The sequence below is a fragment of the Deltaproteobacteria bacterium genome, from assembly GCA_019308905.1.
Lineage (GTDB): Bacteria > Desulfobacterota > BSN033 > WVXP01 > WVXP01 > JAFDHF01.
Genome location: JAFDHF010000046.1, coordinates 1 through 23,349, shown reverse-complemented (window position 1 = coordinate 23,349; position 23,349 = coordinate 1). Strand labels below are relative to the sequence as shown.

The following is a 23,349-nucleotide window of genomic DNA, read 5'->3' as shown; positions in this document are numbered from 1 at the left end:
TCCGACGATCCTCACAAGGAGATGTCCGTATTTCTCCGGGTTCTCGCCTCTACCATATCGGAAGCAAAGGATCTGCGCAGGTGGAACCCCGCCATGAGCCTCAGGGTCCAAAAGGCCTCCCACACGTCGTCAAAGACCGGATAGGAAACCGTTTTACCAGCCCAGAGCGGGAATGATACCGTTTCGGATCCAGGTAGGGCCCATCGTGGCATCCTGGGAACTCACCCTGAAAACACAGTTTAACAGCAGGTCAAACCCGGCCCCAACTGCCGGCCCGTTGATTGCAGCGATGACCGCTTGCCTTAACTCTCTCAGCGTGAGGATCGGCATGCCCATCTCTTTCAAAAAATCCCGGATCTCCAGGACCGTTCTCCTCGAGATATCACCGAGAAGAAATCTCACATCTCCTCCGGCACAAAACGCCTTTCCCGCACCGGTCAAGACCACAACCCGGATCGCGTCCTCGCTTTGAACTTCTTTCAATGCAAGCAGAAGCTTCCCTCCCAGGTTTGGATCCAGCGCATTGCCCGCTTCGGGCCTGTTGAGGAACAGCCTGGCTATGTGCTTCCGCTTTTCGTAGATGACATATCAGAGGTCCGTCCCTCTTTCCTTTCCGGAAAGATGCGGTCCCGCGGGGACCAGCGCACGGCTGCCATGATCCGATTCTCCCGCCGGGCGAGGCATGGCTTCCTGACATTCACTGGAAACGACGGTACCACCACAGGCGGGCTATTTTTTGGTCAGCTTCACACCCATCTTTCTGATATCCACCTCCCGGCCGGTCAGACCCTTCTCCTTGAGCTCCCCTTTCCTCACCTTTTCCGTTGCCGTCTTGGGGATGCTAACCACAAATTCGTAATAGCGCGGCACCATAAAATAGGGGAGCCTTTCATCCAAATACCGGACCAAATCCTCTACCTCCAGTTTCACGCCTTCCCGGACCTCCACATAGGCCTTGATTTCATCCTCGCTGATCTCAGAAGGAACGGCGACCACTGCGGATTCACAGACATCCGGATGGCTATTGAGGCATTCCTCGATCTTGACCGAAGAGATGTTCTCGCCGCCCCGGCGAATCGCGTGCTTGACCCGGTCGACGAAGATAAAGTAGCCGTCTTCACCCTTGCGGGCCATATCTCCCGTATGCAACCAAAACCCCCTCATGGTCTTCACCGTCTCCTCGGGATCCTTGTAATACCCGGCAAACAATTCCCACGGCTCTTCCGGATCTGGACGAAGGCACAGCTCCCCCGATTCTCCCGGCCCACAAGGCATGCCGTCTTCCCTTATCAGCTCCACGCAGCCCGTGCGTGAAAGCTGCTTACCGAGAGTCGGCACGGGCGGATTGACAGCGCCGAAAGCCGAATGCCCTTCACTCAGACCATACCCCGTAGCCACATCCCGGATCCCGAATCTCCTTTTGAAAGCCTCCACTTCTTCAGGATTGTAAGGAATGATCAGACAGCTCCGTAAGGTATTGTCTTTCTCCCACTCGCATTGCGGCGTTCGCAACAGGATCCCCGGCATGGTTCCCAGGAGATAACAGTAGGTGGCCCGGTAGTCATGCACGTGCTTCCAGAATTGGGATGCCGAAAAATCAGCCGTAGCCAAAGGCAGATCCAGCGAGATGGAACTGTAGAAATCGACCCAGAGTCCCGCCACATGAATCAGGGGACAAACGTTCAGCATCCTGTCCCCCTTCCTGAGAACGCCCTCTTGCGTTCTCTGGAGGATGGTATTTTGGCTGAAACGGTACGCCTGCGCCTGGTACTGGAGACATCCCTTGGGAGGTCCAGTGGTGCCTGACGTATAGGAGATAGCCATGATATCGCTGTCGGCGACCTCGATGTCGGGATTGTCCACGGAGCCGTTTGCCAAGAAGCGGTCAAACGAATACTGCCGGAACGGCAGGGCTGCCAGCGGATCATCTTCCCGCGGCCTTTCCGGACAGACGATAACGGTTTTCAGGGTCTTCAGCCGGTCCTGGATGGGAACCAGCCTCTCCAGATATTCGTATCGGGTAATCAGGGCCTCCGAATCCGAATGGTCGAGCGTGTAGGCAAGGATATCGCCCTTGTAGGCTGGATTAACGGGCACCCAGATGGCCCCAATCTTTGAAAGCCCTATCCAGCTGTAAATGATCTGCGGGCAATTGTTGAACATGACGGCCACATGGCTTCCCTTACCCAGGCCCAGGGCCAGCAGGCTATTGGCCAGGGCATTGGATCGCCTGTTTAATTCCCCGTAAGTAATCTCCTCATGGCCGAAAAGAAGCTTCGGGAAATCCGGCTTCTCTTTCGCCTTGTCTTCGATGATGAATTTCAGATTTCGCTCTTTGCCCACATATCTTTTGAATGTGAAATCACCCGATGACACGAATTCCATGACTTGTATACCTCCAAATCCCTTTTTCTGCGTTGGACGACCCGGCGGTGCCAATCCCCCTATCTGTGCGGGTACCCGGAACCGACTTCAGGACCAGCGACAGGAATTGCCCCTCTTACTGCAGAGCCACCTGAGATTCCTTGCCCGACCGGGTTTTGGTGGAACCGGCGCCATCCGGCCCGATCTCGCCGAGGCTCTGCTCGGTTCGTGCAATGACCTGATCCTGGAGTTCCCGGGGAAGCTGTGTAAAATATGCGCTGTATCCGGCCACCCTCACCACCAGGTCCGAGTACCGGTCCGGATTCTTCTGGGCGTCCCTTAGGGTTTCCGTGGATACGGCATTGAACTGGATGTGCCAGATGGGCAACTGGGCCCACGTCTTGAGATATCCCTTGAAGGCGGCCCGGTGTTTGCCTACAAGGAAAGCCGGAAAGAAGCGCTGGTTCAGGAGGTGATCCCAGCCCGTGATCAAAGGGTCGAGATGGGCCACGGACTTAAGGACCGCGGTCGGCCCCTTTCGATCGGTCCCGGCGTGAGGGGACACGGTGGCATCCGCACAGGGCTCACCGTCCCTTCTGCCGTCGGGCGTGGCTCCTGTGCCCAGCGAAAGGGCATAGTAACCGGCGGCGATACTCGAAGCGAGGGTATAACGGCCCCCAGCGATCCCTTGATACTTCTGAAACTGCCGGTTGGATTCAACATGCACCCATCTCATGATCTCATCGACGTAAGAATCATCGTTTCCGTACTTGGGTACCCGGTTGATGGCCCACTGCCTCAGGTCCTCGTAGCCGTCCCAGTTATTTTTGAGCGCCTCCATCAGTGTACTCATGGAACATCGTTTTTCCTCGAACACCATCTTTCCCAGAACGGCCAGGGAATTGGCCACGTTGGTAGGTCCTGCCGCGAGTACAGTGACCCCCTCCCGGTACATATTCGCCGAGGCTTCTTTTCCCTTCTCGAGTCCGCCGTCGACCAGGGCCGAACTGAAGGGTCTCTGGCCGTACGTTCGATACAGATATGCGGCCATGTTCCACATGGTGCACACGGCTCCGGCGATGAAATCCACCTGTTTCAGATACGCCTGCTTCACGTCTTCCAGGGATCGAAACGTTTTGGGATCACCCGTGTCGACGCCGACCCGGATACCCGTGAATTTGTCCACTCCCCGGTTCAATGCCAACTCCAGGCACTTGAGGAGGGAGACGGCTCCCACATTCGGGACCATAGGGTGGATCGATTTCCCCGGGATCCCCCATCGCACACATGCCGGGATGGAATAGGTATTGGCCACTTCCTCCGGGATTTCATGGATCTTCTCCAGGTATTTTACGATCACTCTGTCGTTGAAAAAGGCCGGCTGGCCATGCCCTGTTGCGACGAGGTCGAGGGCCTTTTCAATCAAGGCATCCGGGGTGCCCTCGTGATACCGAAGGACAAGAGCAGGCTCCCGTGTTCTGCATGCCATGGTGGTATCAATCATCAAGTACGACATCTCATTGGTGGCATCGCTTCCATCCTCCTTGAGCCCGCCAAGCGCAAAATTCTGCCATGCAAGAGCGCCCACCTGGATCCCGGCAGATACTGGGATACTCAGTTCCCCCACGTCCTCTATCTTCAGCCACAGACAGCCCAGGAGTTCCAGCGCCCGCTCCCTGGTGACAGCCTTTGTCTCCAGATCCCGGAGATAGTAGGGGTTCATGAGCTGATCGAACCGGTAGCCCGCTCCGTGGGCTATGGATTCCAGGCGCTGCGCAAGGTGGACAAAATAGAAAAACTGAAGGGCTTCATGAAAATCCCTGGGAGGGTTTTCGGGGACCCACGAGCAGACCTCTGCGATCTTCCTCAGCTCTTGAGCCCGATCCTCATCCGGCGTCTCCCCGGCCAAATCCGCGGCCAGAGACGCATACCTCCGGGCCCATGCCATGACCCCTTCGCATGCAATCAACACTGCCGAATAAAACTCCCGCCTTTGCACATACGCTTCCACATCCATCCCTGCAGGTACGGTGCAACGAAGCCTGTTGAGTTCCTTTTCCGCGTCTACGACAACTCCTTTCAATCCGGTACGCAGCAGACGTTCAAAATTGACAAAGGGCCTCCCTTTTCCCATCCCTACGGTCACGTGCCCGACCACCTGTCTGTGGTCGGAAAAGGGCCTCAGGTCATCCGGCAGCAGCGCCCTCCATCGATCCTCTATGGATCTCCCTTCCCAGTAGTCGATGATGGAAAGAAGTTCTTCTCTTTCTTCCCCGGACAGCATGTCCCGGAACCCGTCATTCAGCCCATCCTTTATCCATTGCGTGGATATTTCCAAATAGAGAGGCAGACGATGTTGTGCACTGGTTTCATTGCCGACGATGAGTTGGTGTGGGTCAATATAGATACTCATATTTTCCAGGAAATACCGGAAAGCCTTGGCTTTTCTAATGATTTCCGCCTCTCCTTCCGTCATTCTATATACCTCGGTCATCAGACGGGACCGCTCCAAGCAGAGAGCGATCCCCGGTGGATACTTCGTGACATTCGCCCTCTGGCCCGCGTCATAGACAGACCGGATTCCCTTGGGAATCATCTGCTTCCTGATCTCCCTGAATCTTTCCATATATCTTTCCATTCCATCACCTCCTTGATCAGCACCGAGACCAGGTTCTGAGTGGGGACCTCTTTGAAGACCCCTCTGTGGTCGGCAATCGGCGTTCTCAAGGCTTGAACAATGACAGGATCTCTTTCTTTCTGCATATTCATCGCATATGTCCCGGTAACCACAGAGCGAGCTCGGGAAACAGGATCAGCAAAGCAAACAGGATCCAGATGACCACCACGAACGGCGCCGCCCCCATTGCAACATCCCACAATGTGGTACCTTCTTCGGCAATCCCCAGGATGACGAAAAGATGAATTCCGATGGGAGGGGTGATCATGGCCAGTTCACATCCGACGATCATGATGATGCCCCACCAGACAGGGTCATAGCCCAAACTTTTGACAATAGGCAGCGAAATGGGAAGGACGATGAGGAGCAGGGCCATCACGTCGAGAAAACATCCCAGAATCGTGATCATCAACAGAAGTATGATTATGATTCCCCAGTTGGGCAGCTTGAAACTGAGGATAAACTCCTGAAGCCAGTCACTGATCCCACTCGCAAAGCAGAGCAAGGAAAAGATATTGGCTCCAACTACCAGCATGTAGATCATGACCGTGGTTCTACCGGCGCTGGCGATTGCCTTCTTGAGGGACTGCCGGGTCAGACGACCGTAAAAGATCACGATGAGTAGTACGAAAAAGGCGCCGGCCGCTCCCGCCTCCGTGGGGGCCCAGATCCCTGCGTAGATACCGCCCAAAACCACCAGGAACAGGATCACAAGCGGGATCAGATTGACCAGGGATTTCACCTTTTCCATGGTCGAAACCGGCTCCGGTTTTGGGCATAATGCCGGGTTGATGATAGCCCGCCCGGAGATGTAGGCGGCCATCAGAATGGTGAGGAGAAGCCCTGGCACGATACCTGCGAAGAACATCCGTCCCATGGAGCACTCGGCCTGGACTGCGTAGAGAATCATCAATATGCTTGGGGGAATAATTGCCGACAGGCCCCCGCCCATGGCGTGAGTCCCCAGCGCCAACCGCCGGTTGTATCCTTTTCTCTCCATTTCCGGTTGGGCCACGCCGCCGATGGTGGCGGTTCCGGCGATCCCGGAACCGCACATGAAACCGAATAGGGCCGAAACGATGGTACTCACAATAGCCAGGCTCCCGGGTACCCTGCCGAGCCATTTGGAAGCCGTATCGTAGAGGTCCCTCCCGAATTCATGAGCGCCCACTATATTGCCCATTAGGATGAAGACGGGGACGGCAAGCAGGCCCACGCTCGTTACCTGGGTCCAGACAACGTTGGAGATGGCCAGGGTCATCCCCGAAAACCCTTCAATCAGGATGAGACCCATGGTTCCTGCAAAACCCAGGCACACGAATATGGGCAAACCCAGAAAAAGGAGAATCAGCAGCAGACAGACACCAATTATTCCACCGGTCATGGGCTCAAGCATGGGACACTCCTTGCGTGCAACTGGCCCCCAGGGACAGCTGAATAAGGCGAACGCCTGAAATCAGGAACTGCAATCCCAGAAGAATAAAGCCAAGGACACACACGCTCTTGATGGGCCATAGGAGGATGAAAGCCCCCTGGGAATGCTCCTTGATTGTGTAGGACGACTGAACAAATAAGAAGCAGTAGTAGGTGATGGCCGCGCAATAGGGAATGCCGAACACGATGTAGTTCAGACCCATGATGAAGTCCCGAATCCTGGGCTTGAGCCTGACTACGAAGACCTCCACGTGGATGTGCCCTCCGATCTTCAGCACATAGGCAGCACCCAGCATGGATACAAATACCATCGCGATCTGGCCGATCTCCGTGGCCGCCTTGAAGGGATTATTCAACACGTAGCGCCGGAATATGGCCACCACCACGAATCCCGCTTGCAGCGCAATAAGCACATACGCCACCTGCCCGAGGAAACTGTTAACCTTATCGATACCTCCAGCAATTCTAGCAAATCCCGACATATCGCCTCTCCCTTCGGTTCCGGATGCGGAGTGAGCGCGGGACCTTCCGAATGCGTGGCTCACCCTGTGGTCGGACATGGTCGCGTCTTAACGTTGATTATACTTTTCCACGATTTCCATGGCCTTTTTGCCGAGCGCGCCGGTTTTTGAAAGCCACTCCTCGACCAGCGGCCTACCCGCTTCGATCCAGGCCTTCCTTTCTTCGGCGTTGGGCCGGTAGTACTTCATGTGTTGGGGCATGACAATATCGTGATTGTACGCATCGTCCGCCAACATGACGCCCCGATGCGCCTTCACCAAAAGGGTCAGAATCTCCAACAGCGGTTCTCTCAATTCCTTCGGGACCTTTCTTTCAAGAGACTTCTTGTTGACGATGAGCATCATGGGGCCCAGTCCCGGGGCAAAGTCCACGAAATACTTGCAGGGCTCCATCAACTTCCAGCTCACGAAGTTGCTCGTGAAACCGGTGCACCCGTCAATGACGCCGCGCTCGATGGACTCGTAGCATTCGGCAATGGGGACGTTCACGCCCGTGCCGCCGCAAGCGTCCACGTATTTTACATGCATGCGACCCATTCCCTTGATTTTCAGGCCCTTCATGTCGGCAGGCACGCGCACTTCCTTCTTCGTGTTCGCGCAGGGATACCAGAAGCCGATATTGGTCAGGCCGATGACCTTCAGATTCGTGAGACCAGCCTGGTAATAGGCCTCCTCGTAGAGCTCTGTCAGCCCATTGTCAAAGGCATCGTTGAATCCCTTGGTATCCCTCCAGATGCCCGGCAAATCCGTCAATCCCAGAAAGGGGATGCTGGCCGACATCATCGGCGGATATGAAAAGCCGATATCCGCTACCCCTTTGTTGATCCCCACGTCCATTTCCGTGCTCCGCAAGAGCGTCGCCGAGTGGTAAATCTTGATCTTGATCTTGCCGCCGGTGATCTTTTCCACCATGGGCATCATGGCCGTATAATACCTCACAAACGCGTGATTGGCAGGCTGATACATAGCCATTTTCAGGGTCACCGCGCCGCCGGCAACCCCATGCAGCGGCATAACCACCAGTAGAAACAATACGCAGAGAGCAGTCAACAAGAGCTTTTTCATATCCCGTTCCTCCTCGTATAAATGTTTGTGTTAACTAAAACGCTTTCTAAGTTCTTTACATGTTGACAGGGTCCCGGTATCATACCTGTGGGGTATGAGGGAAAATTCCTTTTCCTCCTGTTGCCCCCTGTTGAACCAGGGGTGACTTCTTGAGAAAGGCTGTTTCCTTTGGAACCGGCTCCTTCTCCTTGTCCGTCCGCCCCGGGGTATATGCGCCTTACCGGACACTAGCGCTGGTTGTATTTCTCGACAATGTCCATGGCCTTCCTGCCGAGGGGCCCTGTTTTGGAAAGCCATTCCTCCACCAAGGGTTTCCCGGCATCCCGCCACAGTTTGACCTCTTCAGGCGTCGGCCTGTAATATTCCATATGCTGCGGCATGATCACATCATGGTTGAAGCTGGTTTCTGCTGCCATGACACCCCTGTGGGACAAGACGATCAGTTTGAGAATTCCCAGGACAGAAGCCCGCAGGTCTTCTGGAATCTTTTTCAGGGAGTCGCTGTTGATGATCAACATCATGGGCCCGAGCCCGTGACCGAAGTCCAGGAAATACTTGCAGGGCTCCATGAATCTCCAGCTCACAAAATTGCTCGTAAAACCGGTACCTCCGTCCACGATGCCCCGTTCCATGGCTTCATAGCGCTCAACAATAGGGATATAAACGCCTTTCCCCCCGCATGCATCGATGTACTTCACGTGCATCCTTCCGCACCCGGCAATTTTCAACCCCGCAAGATCCGAAGGGACCTTGACGAGCTTCTTTGTGGTGGCGATGTACCAGAAACCGATATTTGCAAGTCCCACGATCTTGATGTTTTTCATGCCCCCTTCGTGATAGGCCTGTTCGTAGAGGTCGGTCACGCCGTTATCAAAGGCATCGTTGAACCCCTTGGTATCTCTCCAGATGCCCGGCAGATCCGTCAATCCCATAAACGGGATACTGGCGGACACCATCGGAGGATAGGAAAGGCCCATATCAGCAACCCCTTTGTTGATGCCCTCATCCATGTTCGTGCTCTTCAACAGTGTTGAAGAATGAAACAGCTTGACCTTTACCCGTCCCCCAGTGATCTTCTTTACTTTCGGGAGCATGGACTGGTAGAATTTGACAAAGGCGTGCTTTGCGGGCTGATACATGGCCATCTTGAGTACCACCGTCTTGGCCGCCACGGATGTCACTGGGCCAAAGGCGACAATTAGAAAGACGCACAACGACACGACTAAAGCTTTTCTTATCATAGCTCTCCTCCTTTCGGGGACAGACCCCCACCTCCAAGTTGCTTCCATGAATTCAACTCTAGCCTCCTGAGGGATTTAACCGCTTGCCTTCCGCTGGTTTTCCACCCCCTTTCTTCCATCCCTGTCTCCTGTGCGTTTGATCACAGGTCCCTTACCAAGCCATACGCCGACCAAATGGCGTCATGGATCCTTCTGCCCCCCCCGCAATCGCCTATGGCGTAGACATTCGGATATTCCCGGTAGAGGTATCGGTACAACGCATTGACCGGCCGAAGTCCTGTAGCGAATATGACGCCTTCCGCTTCCACTTCGACGCGGTCGCCGCTTTTTTCATCCCGGTAGACAACCCGGTCCTTCATGATTTCCATCGCACGGGCGTTCGTCCTGATGGCCACCCGGTTGAAGACGAGCATGTCCATGAGCATCTGGCGGTTGGCCGCCTGGACGCCGTCTGCCAAAATCTCGGGCAGTATTTCCAGAACGCAAACCTCCTTGCCCATGTTTCTCAGCCACAGGGCCACTTCACATCCCATCAGGCCGCCGCCGATGACAACGATCTTGTTCCCTACGTCCCTTTCTCCTTTCAAAAGATCAACACAGGTCAAAACGTGCTCGTGGTTCCGGATCTCAACAGACTCCGGCAGCTCAGCCCTTGAGCCCGTGGCCACCAGAAGCGCATCGAAATCCTCCGTTTCCATCATGGTCCCGCTCACCTCCACACCGTATTTCACTTGGACGCGAAGCTTTTCCATCTGCTGAAGATAGTACCGGAGCAGCCTTTCCTGGCCATGCTTGAAGGACAGTTTTTCGATCAGGGGCAGGTGTCCCCCGAGTCGTTCCGACTTTTCATACAGGATGACCTCATGTCCTCTGAGGGCGGCCACCCGGGCCGCTTCCATACCGGCCACACCACCGCCGATGATTACGATTCTCTTCTTGCGATCCGCCGCGCCGATGCCGTAGGTCTTCTCCCTTCCGCAGGCCGGATTCATGGAACAGGAAAGAGGCTTCTTCTGTCGAAGCCGGTACATGCACCCATATTGGCAGCCCAGGCAGGGCCGGATATCCGCGAAGCGTTTTTCCGCCACCTTGTTCGGCCACGACGGATCGGCCAGGAGCCCCCTGCCGATGGCGATGATGTCCGCCATGCCTTCTTCGATGGTTCGAATAGCCAGTTCCGGATCGTCCATGCGACCGACCCCGATGACGGGCACCTGGACAACCTTCTTGGCCTCCCGCGCCATGTCGATCATATTCCCGTAAGGCATATAGACTGGAGGATGGGCCCAGTACCAACTGTCGTAACACCCCTTGTCCACGTGGAACAGGTCCACGCCCGCGTTCTCAAGAATCTTCAGCAGCTCCAGGCCCTCCTCCAGATCCCGTCCAGCCTCCTCAAATTCCTCTCCTGGCAGCGCTCCCCGATTCAGGCCCTTCGTCATGTGCCGCAGGCCCACACGGTAACAGACCGGGAAGTCTTCTCCCACCCGGCTCTTGATCTCCCGGATGATCTCAATGGCAAACTGCAGCCTGTTTTCAAGGGCCGGACCGCCGTATCTGTCTTCTCTTTGGTTCCATATCCCGGTGGCGAACTGGTCCAGGAGATAGCCCTCGTGCCCGTGGAGTTCTACCCCGTCACACCCCGTATGCGCCACGATTTCGGCAGCGTCCCCGAAGGCCTTGACGATCTCCTCCACCTCGGCGGTTTCCAGAGCCCTGCATATGATAGAAGGATCCCACACGTTCGGAATGGCTGATGCCGAGACGGGAACGCCCTCCATGTGTTCCGGAATGGACACCCTGCCGAACCCCGCGGTAAGCTGAACAAACACCTTGCTTCCAAAATGATGTACCCTCTCTGCAAGCTCCCCATAAGAGGAGGCATCGTTCCAAGAAATAAAGGGAATATTCGCTTTTGGCATATTTACGATCTTACGTTCTACCTTAGTAATTCCCGTGATAATCAGGCCCGTCCCGCCTTTTGCCCGCTCGGTGTAGTAATCGATGACCCTGGATTTCAGGCTGCCGTCGGGGTTCACCATTCCCAGGGTCCCCATGGGGGCCATGGCAATGCGATTCCGAATCTCGATCCTTCCCACCTGTATGGGACTGAAAAGCCTGGGTAGCGTCACCGATGATTCTCCCTGTTCCCGATCCTCTGTTTCGATTCCGCCCATGCCCCGCCTCCGGAGACCGCAACCTCTCCATTGCCGTGGCATCTAAACACTCTTCAGTTCTCCCTCCACAACCATACGAACCAGTTCCCCTTTGAGGACCTTCCCAAACGTATTTCGGGGGAAATCCTCTACGAAATATATGGAAGTGGGTTTCTTGTAGCTTGCAATATACTTCTTGCAAAATTCAATGATATCCTCTTCACTGGCTCGGGCTCCCGCTTTGAGGATTACGGCGGCCTTAACGGTCTCCCCCCACTTCCTGTCCGGCACGCCGAAGGCCACCACCGATTTGACAGCGGGGTGTTTCTGGATGGCCAGCTCAACCTCTGCCGGGTAGATGTTCTCGGCTCCGCTCACGATCATCTCCTTTTTTCTGCCCACGACAAAACAGCAGGCCGGATCATCCGGATGCTGCATTCCCAGATCCCCGGTGTGGAGCCACCCGTCTCGGATGACATCGGCCGTTTCATCGGGCTTTTTCCAGTATCCTTTCATGACATGGTCACCCTTCGTGATAATCTCTCCCACAACACCCGGGGCAACATCCGCTCCCCCCTCGTCGACGATCCTAAGATCCACATGGGGTAGGGGACCGCACATGCCTGCCGGGATGTGTTCCGTCCGGATGGGAGATGTCTCCATGAGCGCCTCCACCTTCGAGAGATTTCCCCGGTTAATGTGGGAAAAATTGACCCATGAGAAGGTTTCGGAAAGGCCCAGACCCACCGTGAAATACAGTTCGGGATTCGGGAATACCTCAAAGGCTTTCTTGACCGTGGAAAGCTTCTGGGGTTGGCCGGCGGATGCAATAAAGTGCAGGTGAGACAAATCATAATCGGAGGGGTCCTGACCGTTGGAAAAGGTCATCTCGAGCATGATGGGGGCCGTACACCATTTCGTCACCCTTTCCTTCTCGAGAACCGTGTAGATGGTCCGGGGGTCGAAATTGGCGATCACATTCTGCATGCCCATCACCAGACCTGCAAAGTTGCCGATAACGCCCACGTGGAACAGGGGATAGCTGGCCATGATCACGTCGGTACCGTCACCGGCCCACCTTCCGGAAAAACCCTTATAGGCATATACCTGAGAAAGCATATTCCGGTGCGTCAGCATGACACCCTTCGGCTTCCCGGTCGTTCCGCTTGTATAGTTGATGCAGGCCACGTCATCTTCGTGCACCTCGATCCCCTTGGGAATATCCGGGGCGTAACCCGACCGCACCTCTTCATAGTCGAAGTATCCTCCCCTGGGCTGCCCCACGAGTACGAACTCCCTGATTCCCTTCAGTTCCGCCCGAATCGGCTCGATCTTGCTAATAAACTGCTCTTCCACCACGAGCACCCGGGCGCCGGAGTCCTCGAGCTGGAACTGGAGTTCCCGGGGAGACAGCCGATAGTTCAGGGGTACAATGATCATTCCGGAAAAGGGGACCGCGAAATAGAGCTCCATGATCTCCGGCACGTTGGACAGCAGACAGGCCACCCGATCGCCCCTGGCAAGCTTCAAATCTAGGAGGGCATTCATCAGCCGGAACACATTGTCGGTGAACTCCTTGTGACTGATGCGCCGTTTGCCATCCGTGACGGCCATCCGGTCCGGATAGAATCTTCTGTTTCTTTCGAGTGTATCGCCGATAACCATCTGCTTTCGCCTTCCTGCAATCAGCAGACCTCTTCCAGTATCTCAGCGATATCTTTTACGACAATCTTGTCTTCCACGCCTTCCGCGTTTGCCGCATCATCCAGCATCCTGGCGCAGTTGGGACAGGCCACCGCAACCATTTCCGCGCCCGTCTCCAGGGACTGCCTGATTCGAACGCGCGCAGGGCTTCGAGGCCCGCCTCCCAGCATGTCCGTAAAAAAATTCCCCCCTCCGCCGCCGCAGCAGAATGCGTTGTGCCGGTTCATTTCCATCTCAATCAGTTCAAGTCCCGGAATTGCCCCCAGTACCGCCCTTGCAGACTCATAGTCGCCGTTGTGTCTCCCCAGGAAGCAGGGATCGTGGAACGTGACCCGTTTTCCCATCTCTTTTTTCGGGCTGATGACCCCGGAATCCAGAAGTTGGCTCAAAAGCTGTGTGTAGTGAAGGGGCTCCGCCGTCATCCCCAAGCGCGGGTAATCATTTTTCAGGGCGTTGAAACTGTGGGGGGATAGCGTGAAGATCTTTTTGACGCCCCTCTCCTGGAAAGTCCGGATATTCTCTTTCGCAAGGTACTCAAACAGCCCCTTCTCGCCGACCTTGTTCACTTCATTCCCATCGCAGACCTCCCCGGATCCCAGGATTCCGAAACTGACACCGGCTTTCAAGAGCAGGCCTGCCAGGGCCCTGGCCATGCTCTTGCCCCTTTCGTCGTAGGATCCCACACAGCCCACATAGAAAAGGAACTCCTGATCGGAGTAGGTCTCGACACCCAGGTCATCGGCCCATTTCGCTCGATTCTCCGCTGTTTCCAGGTACGGGTTTCCATGCCGGCCGATGTTTTTCAGAAAATCTCTCACCTCGGGAGGAATCAAGCCCTTTTCGATGGCCTCGTATTTGATTTCCTCAATAATCCTCATCGGAAACACACCGATGTTCGGCCCGCATTGTTCATCGCATCCACCACAATCGGTGCAGGTATAGATGCGTTTCATCAGGTTGGCATTCAATTGCAGTCTGCCGTCGATGACGGCCTTGGCGATTTCAATCCTTCCCACGGCATAATGGGACTCAAAACCGAATTTGAGGCCAGACGGGCAGATGGGCATAAAGGGGCCAAAGGCCGTCTTGCACGCACCGCATTTCAGGCAATGGTTAATTGTTTCCACATAGTCTCTCAGCATGATCGTGTCTCCTCCAAAGATGGAAAGGAGGCTCTATTCCCCCTGTTCGAATGAATACGGGCCGTGGGCCATCATAATCCCGTTCGGGTCTACCAGCTTCTTGATCCCCCTGATGAGATTCGAATAGCTGGGAAGGGCCACGCGATCAAGGAAACTCCTGTTGGGAATGGTATGCACGGCGCCGTATTTGAGCACCATGACCCGGTATACCTCTCGGATACACTCGAATACCTTACGGGTTTCTTCTTGATCGGCCGGATCGTAGAGCAATTCCTGTTCCACGTAGACCGTGGAACAGCGATCATAGGGAATGATCACCAGTTCGGGATACTGCCGTTCTCCGCTCAATGGATCCCTGACATCGAATTTTTCGGCCAGTTCAATGACCTCGTCCGTCATCTTCACCACCTTGGTCACGGGCAGGCAGCCGATGGCCGCTCCAAAACCGGAAAACGGCGCATACATCCTCAGGGATACATTGCTGGCTCCCTCGGCCAGGGTGATCACGGGATCGGCGATCTCCGGGGCAAGGCCCAGCAGTGTTCCGTTCTTGGCTGCAACCTCCTCGCCCATGATCTCCCGGTATATCCCGATGAGCCTTTCGTCACCCTTAATGCCGGGCACCATGATGTAGGGGGGCAAGGCATCCAGAACCCGCCTCCTCTCTTCAGGCCTTCTTTGCTCCTCGGGAGACAAGGCTGCATGCATGGCCATATCCTTGTTGTAGACCACGTTCGACCGCGTGATCTCCAGGCGCTCGATGCTCTGCATGGTCCGCAATGCTGAATCCAGGTCATTAAACCCGTATATCAGGGACTCCTCGATCTTTCCAATGGGACGAAGCCTGATCACCATCTTGGTGATAATGCCGTAGTTTCCCATGCTCCCCCGGAACAGGCCGGCGACATCGGGCCCGTAGGCGTACCGGAAGTAGGGATTTAACTCCGAACCGATCCGGGTCGCCTGGGATCCCGTCCTGATGATTTCCCCATTGGGCAAGACCGCTTCGAATGTGACGGCACGATCCATCGAGTAGACCGTCGCGTAATGGGTAATGTTGGTGAAAAGAAAATTCCCCACAGGCCCCACGCAGTAAGGACCGCCGATGGCAATGGCATCAAGGCCCTTGGGCCTTGCCGCCTTTCTCAGCGCCCCCCAGGTAACACCGGGTTCAATGGTCGCCGTCATGGTCTCGGGGTTAACTTCGTGAATCCGGTTCATTCGTTTCAGATCAATGACGATCCCGCCCCCGTAGGGAATGGCTGCCCCGGCAATGTTGACGCCGAAGCTCCGGGGATACAGCGGGAGTCCGTATTCATTGGCCACCGCCACGATGGACTGGACTTCGCCCGCATGCTCGGGCAGGACCACACAATCGGGCATGGGGATATCTCTACCCATCAATGCGCTGTACGAATCCCGGGTATACGGTATGAGGTCCACCTCGTCCGCGGAGAAATTCTCTTCACCCACTATCCTTTCCAGTTCCGCCAGTGCCTTGTCTTTCGATTTCACGCAGCAACCTCCATATGGACGTCGTTTCAGGTTCTCCTATCCGGCGGAATACCCGATCTACGCATAGGACCGGGAACACAACACCATCATTCCGGCTCCTCAATAAAGAACTCGCAGCAGTCATCCCCTTTGGGATAGGCCTTGCCCACGGTCACCTTCACCTGCGGCGCCAGTTGCCGGGCCAGGCTGCCGTACTCCTCCGCGCAATTGATGTGGCACGTGCTCCTGTTTTCGTCTCCGAAATCCTTCCTTTTTTCCCATATACGGCAGACCTTGTTCACGAACAGTCCTTTTCGGGGGGATTCCAGATAGGCTCCCACGTATTTGTCCGCACCATAGCCCCAGACCTCTGAGCTGTACAGTTTCATCAGCTTGATCACATCTTCCACCGTGGGCTTCAGGTCATAGTATTGTATGAGCTTTCTGGCACACCTACCGCTCATGGTAGCCTGTACCTTCTTGGAGATCTCAATGGCCGTCTGCTCTCCGTATTGCTCCTTCAACAAGGTTTTGTAGGTGGTGGATAACGCATAGGCAATGTCGATCATCCTGCGATACCGCTCTTCCCAGGTTAGTTTAGGAACTTCCAACTCTTTCATTTTGCCTCTCCTTCTTCTCTTATGGATTCAAGCAGCAATTCTGAAATATCCCTCACCGCCAGCTTGTCCTCAAGCTGCTCCGTCTTGAGGGCGTCCTCGAACATCTTGGCGCAGTAAGGGCACGCAACAGCCAGAATTTGCGCACCGGTCCGGACGGCCTCCCGAACCCTCACCCTGGCGGGACTTTCCGGCCTGGTACCGATGATATCGGTGAAGAAATTGCCGCCGCCCCCGCCACAGCACAGGGAGTTTGTGCGATTCCTCTCCATTTCAACCATCCTAATCCCCGGAATGGATCGAATGACCTCTCTCGGGGCATCATATTCGTCATTGTGCCGGCCCAGAAAACAGGGGTCATGATACGTGACGGTTTTTTCCGATCCGGCCCCCGTCAGGAGTCTTCCGGAGCCGACCAAGTCCCTCAAAATCTGCGTATAATGAAACACCTCGAAATCGCCCCCATGGGCGGGATAATCATTTTTCATGGTATTGTAGGCATGCGGGGAAAGGGCAATGATCTTCCTGACCCCTTGGCTTTTGAATCGCCGTATGTTTTCCTCCGCCAGATATTGAAAAAGGCCCTTTTCGCCGACAATATTGACCTCATTGCCGTCGTTCAGCTCCTCCCGGCCGAGGATGCCGAATTCCACTCGCGCCTCCTTCAACAGGCCAGCCAGGGCCCTGGCCATCTTCTGGCCCCGTTCATCGTAGGAACCCACACACCCGACGTAGAGAAGGTACTCCTGCCCGGAAAAGGCAATATCGAGACCCCTCGCCCACCGGTCACGGTCTTCGGCACGTTCCCCATAGGGATTTCCATAACGGTAAACATTCTTGAGAAAATCCCTCACGGCCGGGGGGATGAGGCTGTTTTCCACCAGGTCCGCACGCATGGCCGACGCTACGGCGGAAGGGTCCACCAGCACCGCACCCGTTTTCCGGTCCGTGGCCCCGCACAAGATCCGACAGTTCCCGCAGGCCGTGCATCGGTAGACCATGTCGGCCATCTCTTTGGTATATTCCAGACGCCCTTCCAGGATCTCCCGCGCGAGGGTCATGAGCCCCCTGGGCGTCTCGGCTTCGAAACCGGCCGATACCATGTACATGGGGCAGGGCGAGATATCCTTCTTGTACCCGCCTTTGCAGACGCCAAACCCCGAACAGCGATAGATGCTGTATTCCATTGCTCTCAGATACTCCTTCTCCATCATCACAGTCTCCACAATCCAGGATTCAGTATGTTGTTGGGATCAAGGGCGCTCTTGATAGCCTTCACGAAACGATGGTACTCCGGCTGCCACACGCTTGCGCTTTTCCGCGTCAGGTTTCCCTGAGCGCCCTCTACAAATCCCCCGTATTCCAGCAGATGATCTACTTCCTCGTAACCGATCTGTTCGAATGCTTCCTTCTCCTTTTCGTTCATCTTGCCCTCGTCCATGAAGTAGAGATGCCCCATGACTACACTGTGACGCTCCTTTGGGACGATATACTTGACGCTGTCTGTGACATATATGTCCAGTCCTGCGGCGCTCATCTTTTCCTTGATGAATCCTTCCTGTTTCCGCAAGAAATCAGGCGCGTCACTCTTTCTCAAGATGTGTTCGAAATACTTGAACTTACCCCGGCTGGCATAGTACTTGCCCAACTGCCGCCCCGAAAACGTCATGATGATATCCCTGGCCAGCGTGTTGGATATCTCCTCACCCCCGCCCTCCCGGCACAGGGTCTCGAGCCAGGCTTTCCTGAATGCAATTTCTTCTTTTGCCCCCCGTATCACGTAGAAGATGGTCCATTTCTTCTCCCAGACGGGCAGGATGCCCACCATCCTCGTATAGAGATAGGGATTGACTCGCATCAACTTCGAGAAGACCGCCCACATCTCCTCAAAGCTCTCAAATTGAAATGCGCCGTAAGTGAACTCGCCCTGTTTAGGAAAAACCCGGAAATACACCCGCGTCTTGATCCCGAAGACACCAGCGTCGCCCAGGAACATCCCCGTGATATTGGGAGATCCGGGCGTCCTGTCCACCATATGTTCTGTATGCTGGTTGGTCCCGGGTCCGGCGCCGGTCGTGATGATATCGCCATTGGGGAGAACCACTTCCAGTCCAAGAATAAAATTGCCCAGTTCCCCGACCACGGCGAGATCCGATGGTTCTCCGCCGCCGTTGAATCCGCTTAAGACGCCGCCTAAGGTATCGATGTATTGGGGGATATCCACGGTGTGCATGTGGTAACCCCTTTCGGCAATGATGGTGGAGAGATCGCTCAGGACGATCCCCGCCTCTGCGGCGGCGACCATGTTTTCTTCATCCAGGTACAGGAAGCGGTTCATGCGCGTCAGATCCACCAGGATACTGTCCGAAACGCGTTCGCTTTTCGGAAATCCGCCGAGCGCCGTACTGGCTCCGCCTCCGCGCGGGATGATGGGCACGCTGTGCTGGTTGGCGAGCTTTACGATCTCCGACACTTCTTCCGTTTTGCACGGCTTCACCACAATGGCTGGGGCCTCGCCTCTTCCCCAGCTCGGGCCCCTTGTATAGGATTTCCTCACGTATTCCTGCTCGCTAACGTATTTCTCCCCCACAATGGCCGCGAGAGATTCCCTGAGTGATGCTGTCATACCTGTCCTCCGAAAAGACTCCGATTGATAATTTGCCGCTTCCACAGGAAAGACGCCGCCCCGGTGGGCACCGAAGGATGTCCGTGTCCAGGCCTCAGGCCCTCCCGGGGGGTACGGGTCACTGGCAGACGCCCCCGCCTCGGTGTTTGCAGACCAGCGGGCTATCTTCCCTTGAAAACAGGCTTGCGTTTCTCAATAAAGGCCGCTGCCCCTTCCTTTTGATCTTCCGTACCGCACAGGTAGCTCCAGCGATCAATTTCGATCTCAAGCCCTTGATCCAGGGCCATACTCAGCCCCTGATGGATCGCTTCCTTGGCGGCTCTGACAGCTAGGGGAGGCTTGCCAGCAATGCCTTCGGCCATCTCCATAGCCTCGCGCCTCAGTTCGTTCCCCGGAACCACCTTGTTCACCAATCCGATCCGCTGTGCCTCCTGTGCATCAATGAACCGACCCGTGTAAATTAACTCCTTTGCAATCCCTTCACCCACGAGTCTGGCCAGTCTCTGGGTTCCCCCGGCACCCGGGATGACGCCCACATTGATTTCCGGCTGCCCCAGCTTGGCATGCTCCGCGGCAATGCGGATATCGCAGCACATGGCCAGCTCAAGGCCGAGGCCGAGGCAGAAGCCGTTGATGGCGCAGATAACGGGCCTGTCGAAGTTTTCGATCTTGAGCAACAAGGCCTTCCCCCGTTTCAACCGCCTCCTTGCGATTTCGGGGTTGAGGGTTGGAAAAACCTTGATATCGGCACCTGCCACAAAGGCCTTCTCGCCGGCGCCCGTGAGAATAACGGCCATGGCATTCTCGATATTCTCATCCAGCTCTTCGAAAACCTCATCGAGTTCTTCGCGGGCCGCATCGGAGAGCGCATTCATGGGAGGGTTGTCGATGGTTACAACGGCAATCCTGTCTTCAATCGTGCAGCTCACGTATTTCCTGGACATCAATAGACCCCCTTTCGTGTTTATCTAGAGTTTTCCCAGCGAAAAGCCACCACCTCAATCCGCGGGTCCGATCTTCTTTCCGTTTTCGTCATACCGGTACCAACCGATACCCGTCTTTCTTCCGAGCTGCCCAGCCTTGACCTTGCGCTGAAGAAGCATGGGGGGTTTGAACTTGGGATCTCCCGTCTCCTGGTACATGGCTGAAATGGCGTTCAGTCCCACGTCCAGCCCTGCCATGTCTCCCGTTTCAAACGGGCCCATCGGCCTCCCGAATCCGAGTCTCGCGCCCTTGTCCAGGTCTTCCACCGATACCACGCCCAATTCTACCAGGCGGATGGCCTCAACCGTGGCAGGCGCATTGAACCGGTTCAGAGCAAAGCCCGCGACATCCTTGTTCACCCTGATGACCTCCTTTCCCAGGCTTTCGCACAGTTCGGTGGCTGTCTTCAGGGTTTGCTCGGAGGTCTTTAGGCCCTTGATGACTTCCACCACCCTCATCATGGGAACCGGGCTGAAAAAATGCGTGCCCACGACCTTGTCCGGCCTCCCGGTCGCCTCTGCGATTTCGGTGATGGGTATGGCGGACGTGTTGGTGCCGAAAATGGTTCCGGGAGCACAGATCCTGTCCAGTTCCGAAAACACCCGGCTCTTGAGCTCCAAATCCTCGAACACGGCCTCAAACACAAAATCTGCATCGGCGGCAGCTTCCAGCCTGGTATCCCACGTAATCCTTCCCATTATTTCCTCGCATGTCCCTGCAACCTTTTTCTTCTCCACCAGCTTGGAGACGGACCACTGAATGTTCTTCAGCCCCTTCTGGATGATCTCCTCCTCGACATCCATCATAGTGACCCCATAGCCGGCCTGGGCACAGACCTGCGTAATCCCTGCTCCCATTAAGCCGCTTCCAACAACAAAGATCTTTTTAATTTCCATCACAATACCTCCAGTATCTGGAACTTTTTTCCCCTATGACCTTTTCCTTTTCTTCATTCTTGCTCTTCAACCATTCGCGAGACCGGCTCCAGTTCATCGAACACAAAAGCGCGAATCTTTTCCTGCACGGGACGAAGCTTCTCAGGGACCTCAAAATCCACAAAATGCTCCAAAATACTCCTGCACAGATACTGATCGACTTCCCGGGGAACGCTGCCGCCGATCCAGGTCCCTCCGCATAACCCGCATAACGAATGCTCTGTACTTCATCCGAAAATTCCTGAATTCCGAATGGGGTAGGCAGACGTCAGCGTAGTGGCTCCTATCAAAATGTTCTATTTGTGCCATTTTTGCTCATTGCGACGCATCCCCCCACAGGGCCAAAGGCTGTGTGCTGACGGCGCCCATTTTTTAATCCCCATCTCTTACCGAACTGCGATTCCCTCAGGAAGTTGGTTCCCCGCCCTCAGGAACCTCAACCGAGCCCATCGATTCCGGCTCTATGAGTATTAGAGATGCAAATAGCAGGCCAGTAAATGCTAATGGAGCGCATCTGCCTGATTTTCATATTACTTCCAGATGCTTTCTTTCGTGAAGTGAAGGGAATCCGTCCAGCCGCAAGGCGGTATTGTAGAAATTTTTCTACAATACCGCTGCCCTCTTCAGGGGGGAAGCAAAGAACAGCGCAGATTCCCCTGCTTGCTGGTGGTTAATAGATAACGCTGCATATAGAAAATATTATACACTCAGACCGTATCGTTTCATTTTCTGGTACAGGCCGGTCCTGTGAATCCCCAGGATCCGGGCCGCCTTGCTCTTGTTCCCGTCCGCCATCCGCAAGGCCTCGCAAATAATACGCCGTTCGGCATCCATGAGCATTTCACGCAGAGGCCCCGTGACATGCATATTATCGTAGCCCTCCCGATAAAACTCCCGTATCCGCTTGGGCAGATCCTTAACGGTAATTTCATTTCCTTCGGCAACGGTCATGGCTCTTTCTATAATGTTTCTCAGCTCCCTCACATTTCCGGGCCAACTGTAACGCTTGAGTAGTTCCATCGCCTCGTCCGATATGCGCTTGGGAGATTGAGGCCGCTTTTCTCTGTAAATGGACAGGAAATGATAAGCAATTCTCGGAATGTCCTCCACCATGTCTCGGAGGCTGGGGGCATTAATTTCAAAAACGTTGATCCGGTAGTAAAGATCAATGCGAAAGCTCCCGTTTTTGATCATCTTTTCGATATCCCGGTTCGTTGCGGCAATGACACGGAAATCGAGCTTGACCGGCTTCGTCCCCCCTATCCGCTCGATCTCGTATTCCTGAATCACCCGCAGGAGTTTGGCCTGCATCCGGAGGGGCATGTCCCCGATCTCGTCCAGGAAAATCGTTCCCCCGTTGGCCAGTTCGAATTTTCCGGGCTTGCCGCGCTCCCGGGCGCCGGTAAATGAACCGCCTTCATAGCCGAAGAGTTCACTTTCGATAAGATCATGGGGGATGGCCGCACAGTTCACCTTGATGAGAGGCCCCGCGGCCCTATTGCTTTTCTGGTGGATTGTTTCGGCGAGAAGTTCCTTGCCCGTACCGGATTCCCCTGTAATCAAAACCGAGGCATCACTCGCGGCGGCCTGAAGCACCAACTTCTTTACCTCACGCATGGGTTTGGACTCGCCGATAAGCCGCCCCATTCCATAGGCGACCCGCTTCAGGGATGCGATCTCGCTCTGATAGTATTTGAGATGCTCTTCAAGAATCTCCATACGATGATACAGTTCGGAAATCTTTTCCGCGTGGTGAAACATGAGTTTGGCCACGCCGCCGACTACCCGGCCCTCAGCGTCCCTCAGGGGTAGCCTGGCAATGATCCGCTTTCGCCCCCCCACGTAAAACTCCTTGCCGATCTCGGCCTTTCCCGTCCTTAGCACGGTATCCAGGCGAGAGGTCTTGACCACCTCCTTGATGTGCTTCCCCACGGCCTCCTCCGGTCTCATCCCATAAACCTTGCTATTGTAACGACTCATGTAACGGATGATGCCCTTTTCATCGATCAGAATGGGACATTCATAAGGGTTGTCGATAAAAGCCAGTAACAATACTTCATCAATATCATCTAACAGTTTTCTGATACCCTTAGGCATAAGTCGAGACCTTTGAATTTTCCTGTTTTATACAAAAAGTTTCCTTTTGAACTCGATTCCTGACAAATTACGCCCGAGGCGCATAAATTTGTCAAATCATCCTGGCCATATCGCGTGGGTATTGGTTTCCTAAGCCCTCTCAGCAGGGCTTTGTTGCCTCTTCTTATAACCTTTTCTCAATCCGGGTAGGAAGCGGCCTTAACGGCCACCCCCTCCCGACAGAACGGCTCGTACCGGCCAGGTAAGCCGCTCTTCGATTAGCGACTGAACAAAGGTTGTTCAAGAGATCGCT

Annotated in this window: 17 protein-coding genes; all 17 read right to left on the bottom strand. The window is 55.0% G+C overall.

The genetic code is table 11. The features are described 5' to 3' along the window. Positions 1 to 153: 153 nt before the first annotated feature. The 17 genes from JRJ26_14345 to JRJ26_14265 all read right to left on the bottom strand — a co-directional run bounded on the left by JRJ26_14345 (position 154) and on the right by JRJ26_14265 (position 23,057). The gene (locus JRJ26_14345; GenBank protein MBW2058671.1) at positions 154 to 582 is read right to left on the bottom strand and encodes an enoyl-CoA hydratase/isomerase family protein; all 429 of its coding nucleotides are present in this window, start codon (positions 580 to 582) and stop codon (positions 154 to 156) included. 147 nt (positions 583 to 729) lie between these two features. After that, positions 730 to 2,385 (bottom strand): AMP-binding protein, encoded by a 1,656-nt coding sequence (locus JRJ26_14340; GenBank protein MBW2058670.1) that lies wholly within the window; start codon positions 2,383 to 2,385, stop codon positions 730 to 732. 115 nt (positions 2,386 to 2,500) lie between these two features. Beyond that, positions 2,501 to 5,002 (bottom strand): hypothetical protein, encoded by a 2,502-nt coding sequence (locus JRJ26_14335; GenBank protein ID MBW2058669.1) that lies wholly within the window; start codon positions 5,000 to 5,002, stop codon positions 2,501 to 2,503. Between the two features lie 127 nt (positions 5,003 to 5,129). Beyond that, positions 5,130 to 6,437 (bottom strand): TRAP transporter large permease subunit, encoded by a 1,308-nt coding sequence (locus JRJ26_14330; GenBank protein ID MBW2058668.1) that lies wholly within the window; start codon positions 6,435 to 6,437, stop codon positions 5,130 to 5,132. Further along, positions 6,430 to 6,957, bottom strand: a complete 528-nt coding sequence (locus JRJ26_14325) for a TRAP transporter small permease subunit (protein MBW2058667.1) — start codon at positions 6,955 to 6,957, stop codon at positions 6,430 to 6,432. The genes JRJ26_14330 and JRJ26_14325 overlap by 8 nt, the downstream gene beginning before the upstream one ends. An 87-nt stretch (positions 6,958 to 7,044) precedes the next feature. Then, positions 7,045 to 8,061, bottom strand: a complete 1,017-nt coding sequence (locus JRJ26_14320) for a TRAP transporter substrate-binding protein (GenBank protein ID MBW2058666.1) — start codon at positions 8,059 to 8,061, stop codon at positions 7,045 to 7,047. A gap of 227 nt (positions 8,062 to 8,288) precedes the next feature. Next, positions 8,289 to 9,302 (bottom strand): TRAP transporter substrate-binding protein, encoded by a 1,014-nt coding sequence (locus JRJ26_14315; protein MBW2058665.1) that lies wholly within the window; start codon positions 9,300 to 9,302, stop codon positions 8,289 to 8,291. A gap of 140 nt (positions 9,303 to 9,442) precedes the next feature. Continuing rightward, complete coding sequence (locus tag JRJ26_14310; GenBank protein MBW2058664.1) at positions 9,443 to 11,479, bottom strand: FAD-dependent oxidoreductase; 2,037 nt, start codon at positions 11,477 to 11,479, stop codon at positions 9,443 to 9,445. 42 nt (positions 11,480 to 11,521) lie between these two features. Beyond that, complete coding sequence (locus JRJ26_14305) at positions 11,522 to 13,123, bottom strand: AMP-binding protein (protein ID MBW2058663.1); 1,602 nt, start codon at positions 13,121 to 13,123, stop codon at positions 11,522 to 11,524. 20 nt (positions 13,124 to 13,143) lie between these two features. Beyond that, positions 13,144 to 14,304, bottom strand: coding sequence for a (Fe-S)-binding protein (locus JRJ26_14300; protein ID MBW2058662.1), 1,161 nt, complete (start codon positions 14,302 to 14,304; stop codon positions 13,144 to 13,146). A gap of 33 nt (positions 14,305 to 14,337) precedes the next feature. Further along, positions 14,338 to 15,819 carry an FAD-binding oxidoreductase gene (locus JRJ26_14295; protein ID MBW2058661.1) on the bottom strand — a complete coding sequence of 494 codons (1,482 nt, stop codon included), beginning with the start codon at positions 15,817 to 15,819 and terminating at the stop codon, positions 14,338 to 14,340. Between the two features lie 86 nt (positions 15,820 to 15,905). Further along, entirely contained in the window at positions 15,906 to 16,418 is a 513-nt protein-coding gene (locus tag JRJ26_14290) for a hypothetical protein (GenBank protein ID MBW2058660.1), read from the bottom strand. After that, positions 16,415 to 17,629, bottom strand: a complete 1,215-nt coding sequence (locus JRJ26_14285) for a (Fe-S)-binding protein (GenBank protein MBW2058659.1) — start codon at positions 17,627 to 17,629, stop codon at positions 16,415 to 16,417. The genes JRJ26_14290 and JRJ26_14285 overlap by 4 nt, the downstream gene beginning before the upstream one ends. After that, on the bottom strand, positions 17,629 to 19,041 hold the full coding sequence (locus tag JRJ26_14280) for an FAD-binding oxidoreductase (protein MBW2058658.1): 1,413 nt from the start codon (positions 19,039 to 19,041) through the stop codon (positions 17,629 to 17,631). The genes JRJ26_14285 and JRJ26_14280 overlap by 1 nt, the downstream gene beginning before the upstream one ends. A gap of 161 nt (positions 19,042 to 19,202) precedes the next feature. Then, the gene (locus tag JRJ26_14275; protein MBW2058657.1) at positions 19,203 to 19,985 is read right to left on the bottom strand and encodes an enoyl-CoA hydratase/isomerase family protein; all 783 of its coding nucleotides are present in this window, start codon (positions 19,983 to 19,985) and stop codon (positions 19,203 to 19,205) included. Positions 19,986 to 20,039: 54 nt separating this feature from the next. Then, positions 20,040 to 20,921 carry a 3-hydroxyacyl-CoA dehydrogenase family protein gene (locus JRJ26_14270; protein MBW2058656.1) on the bottom strand — a complete coding sequence of 294 codons (882 nt, stop codon included), beginning with the start codon at positions 20,919 to 20,921 and terminating at the stop codon, positions 20,040 to 20,042. Positions 20,922 to 21,659: 738 nt separating this feature from the next. After that, positions 21,660 to 23,057: a sigma 54-interacting transcriptional regulator gene (locus JRJ26_14265; protein ID MBW2058655.1), complete on the bottom strand. Its 1,398-nt coding sequence runs from the start codon at positions 23,055 to 23,057 to the stop codon at positions 21,660 to 21,662. Between the last annotated feature and the right edge of the window lie 292 nt (positions 23,058 to 23,349).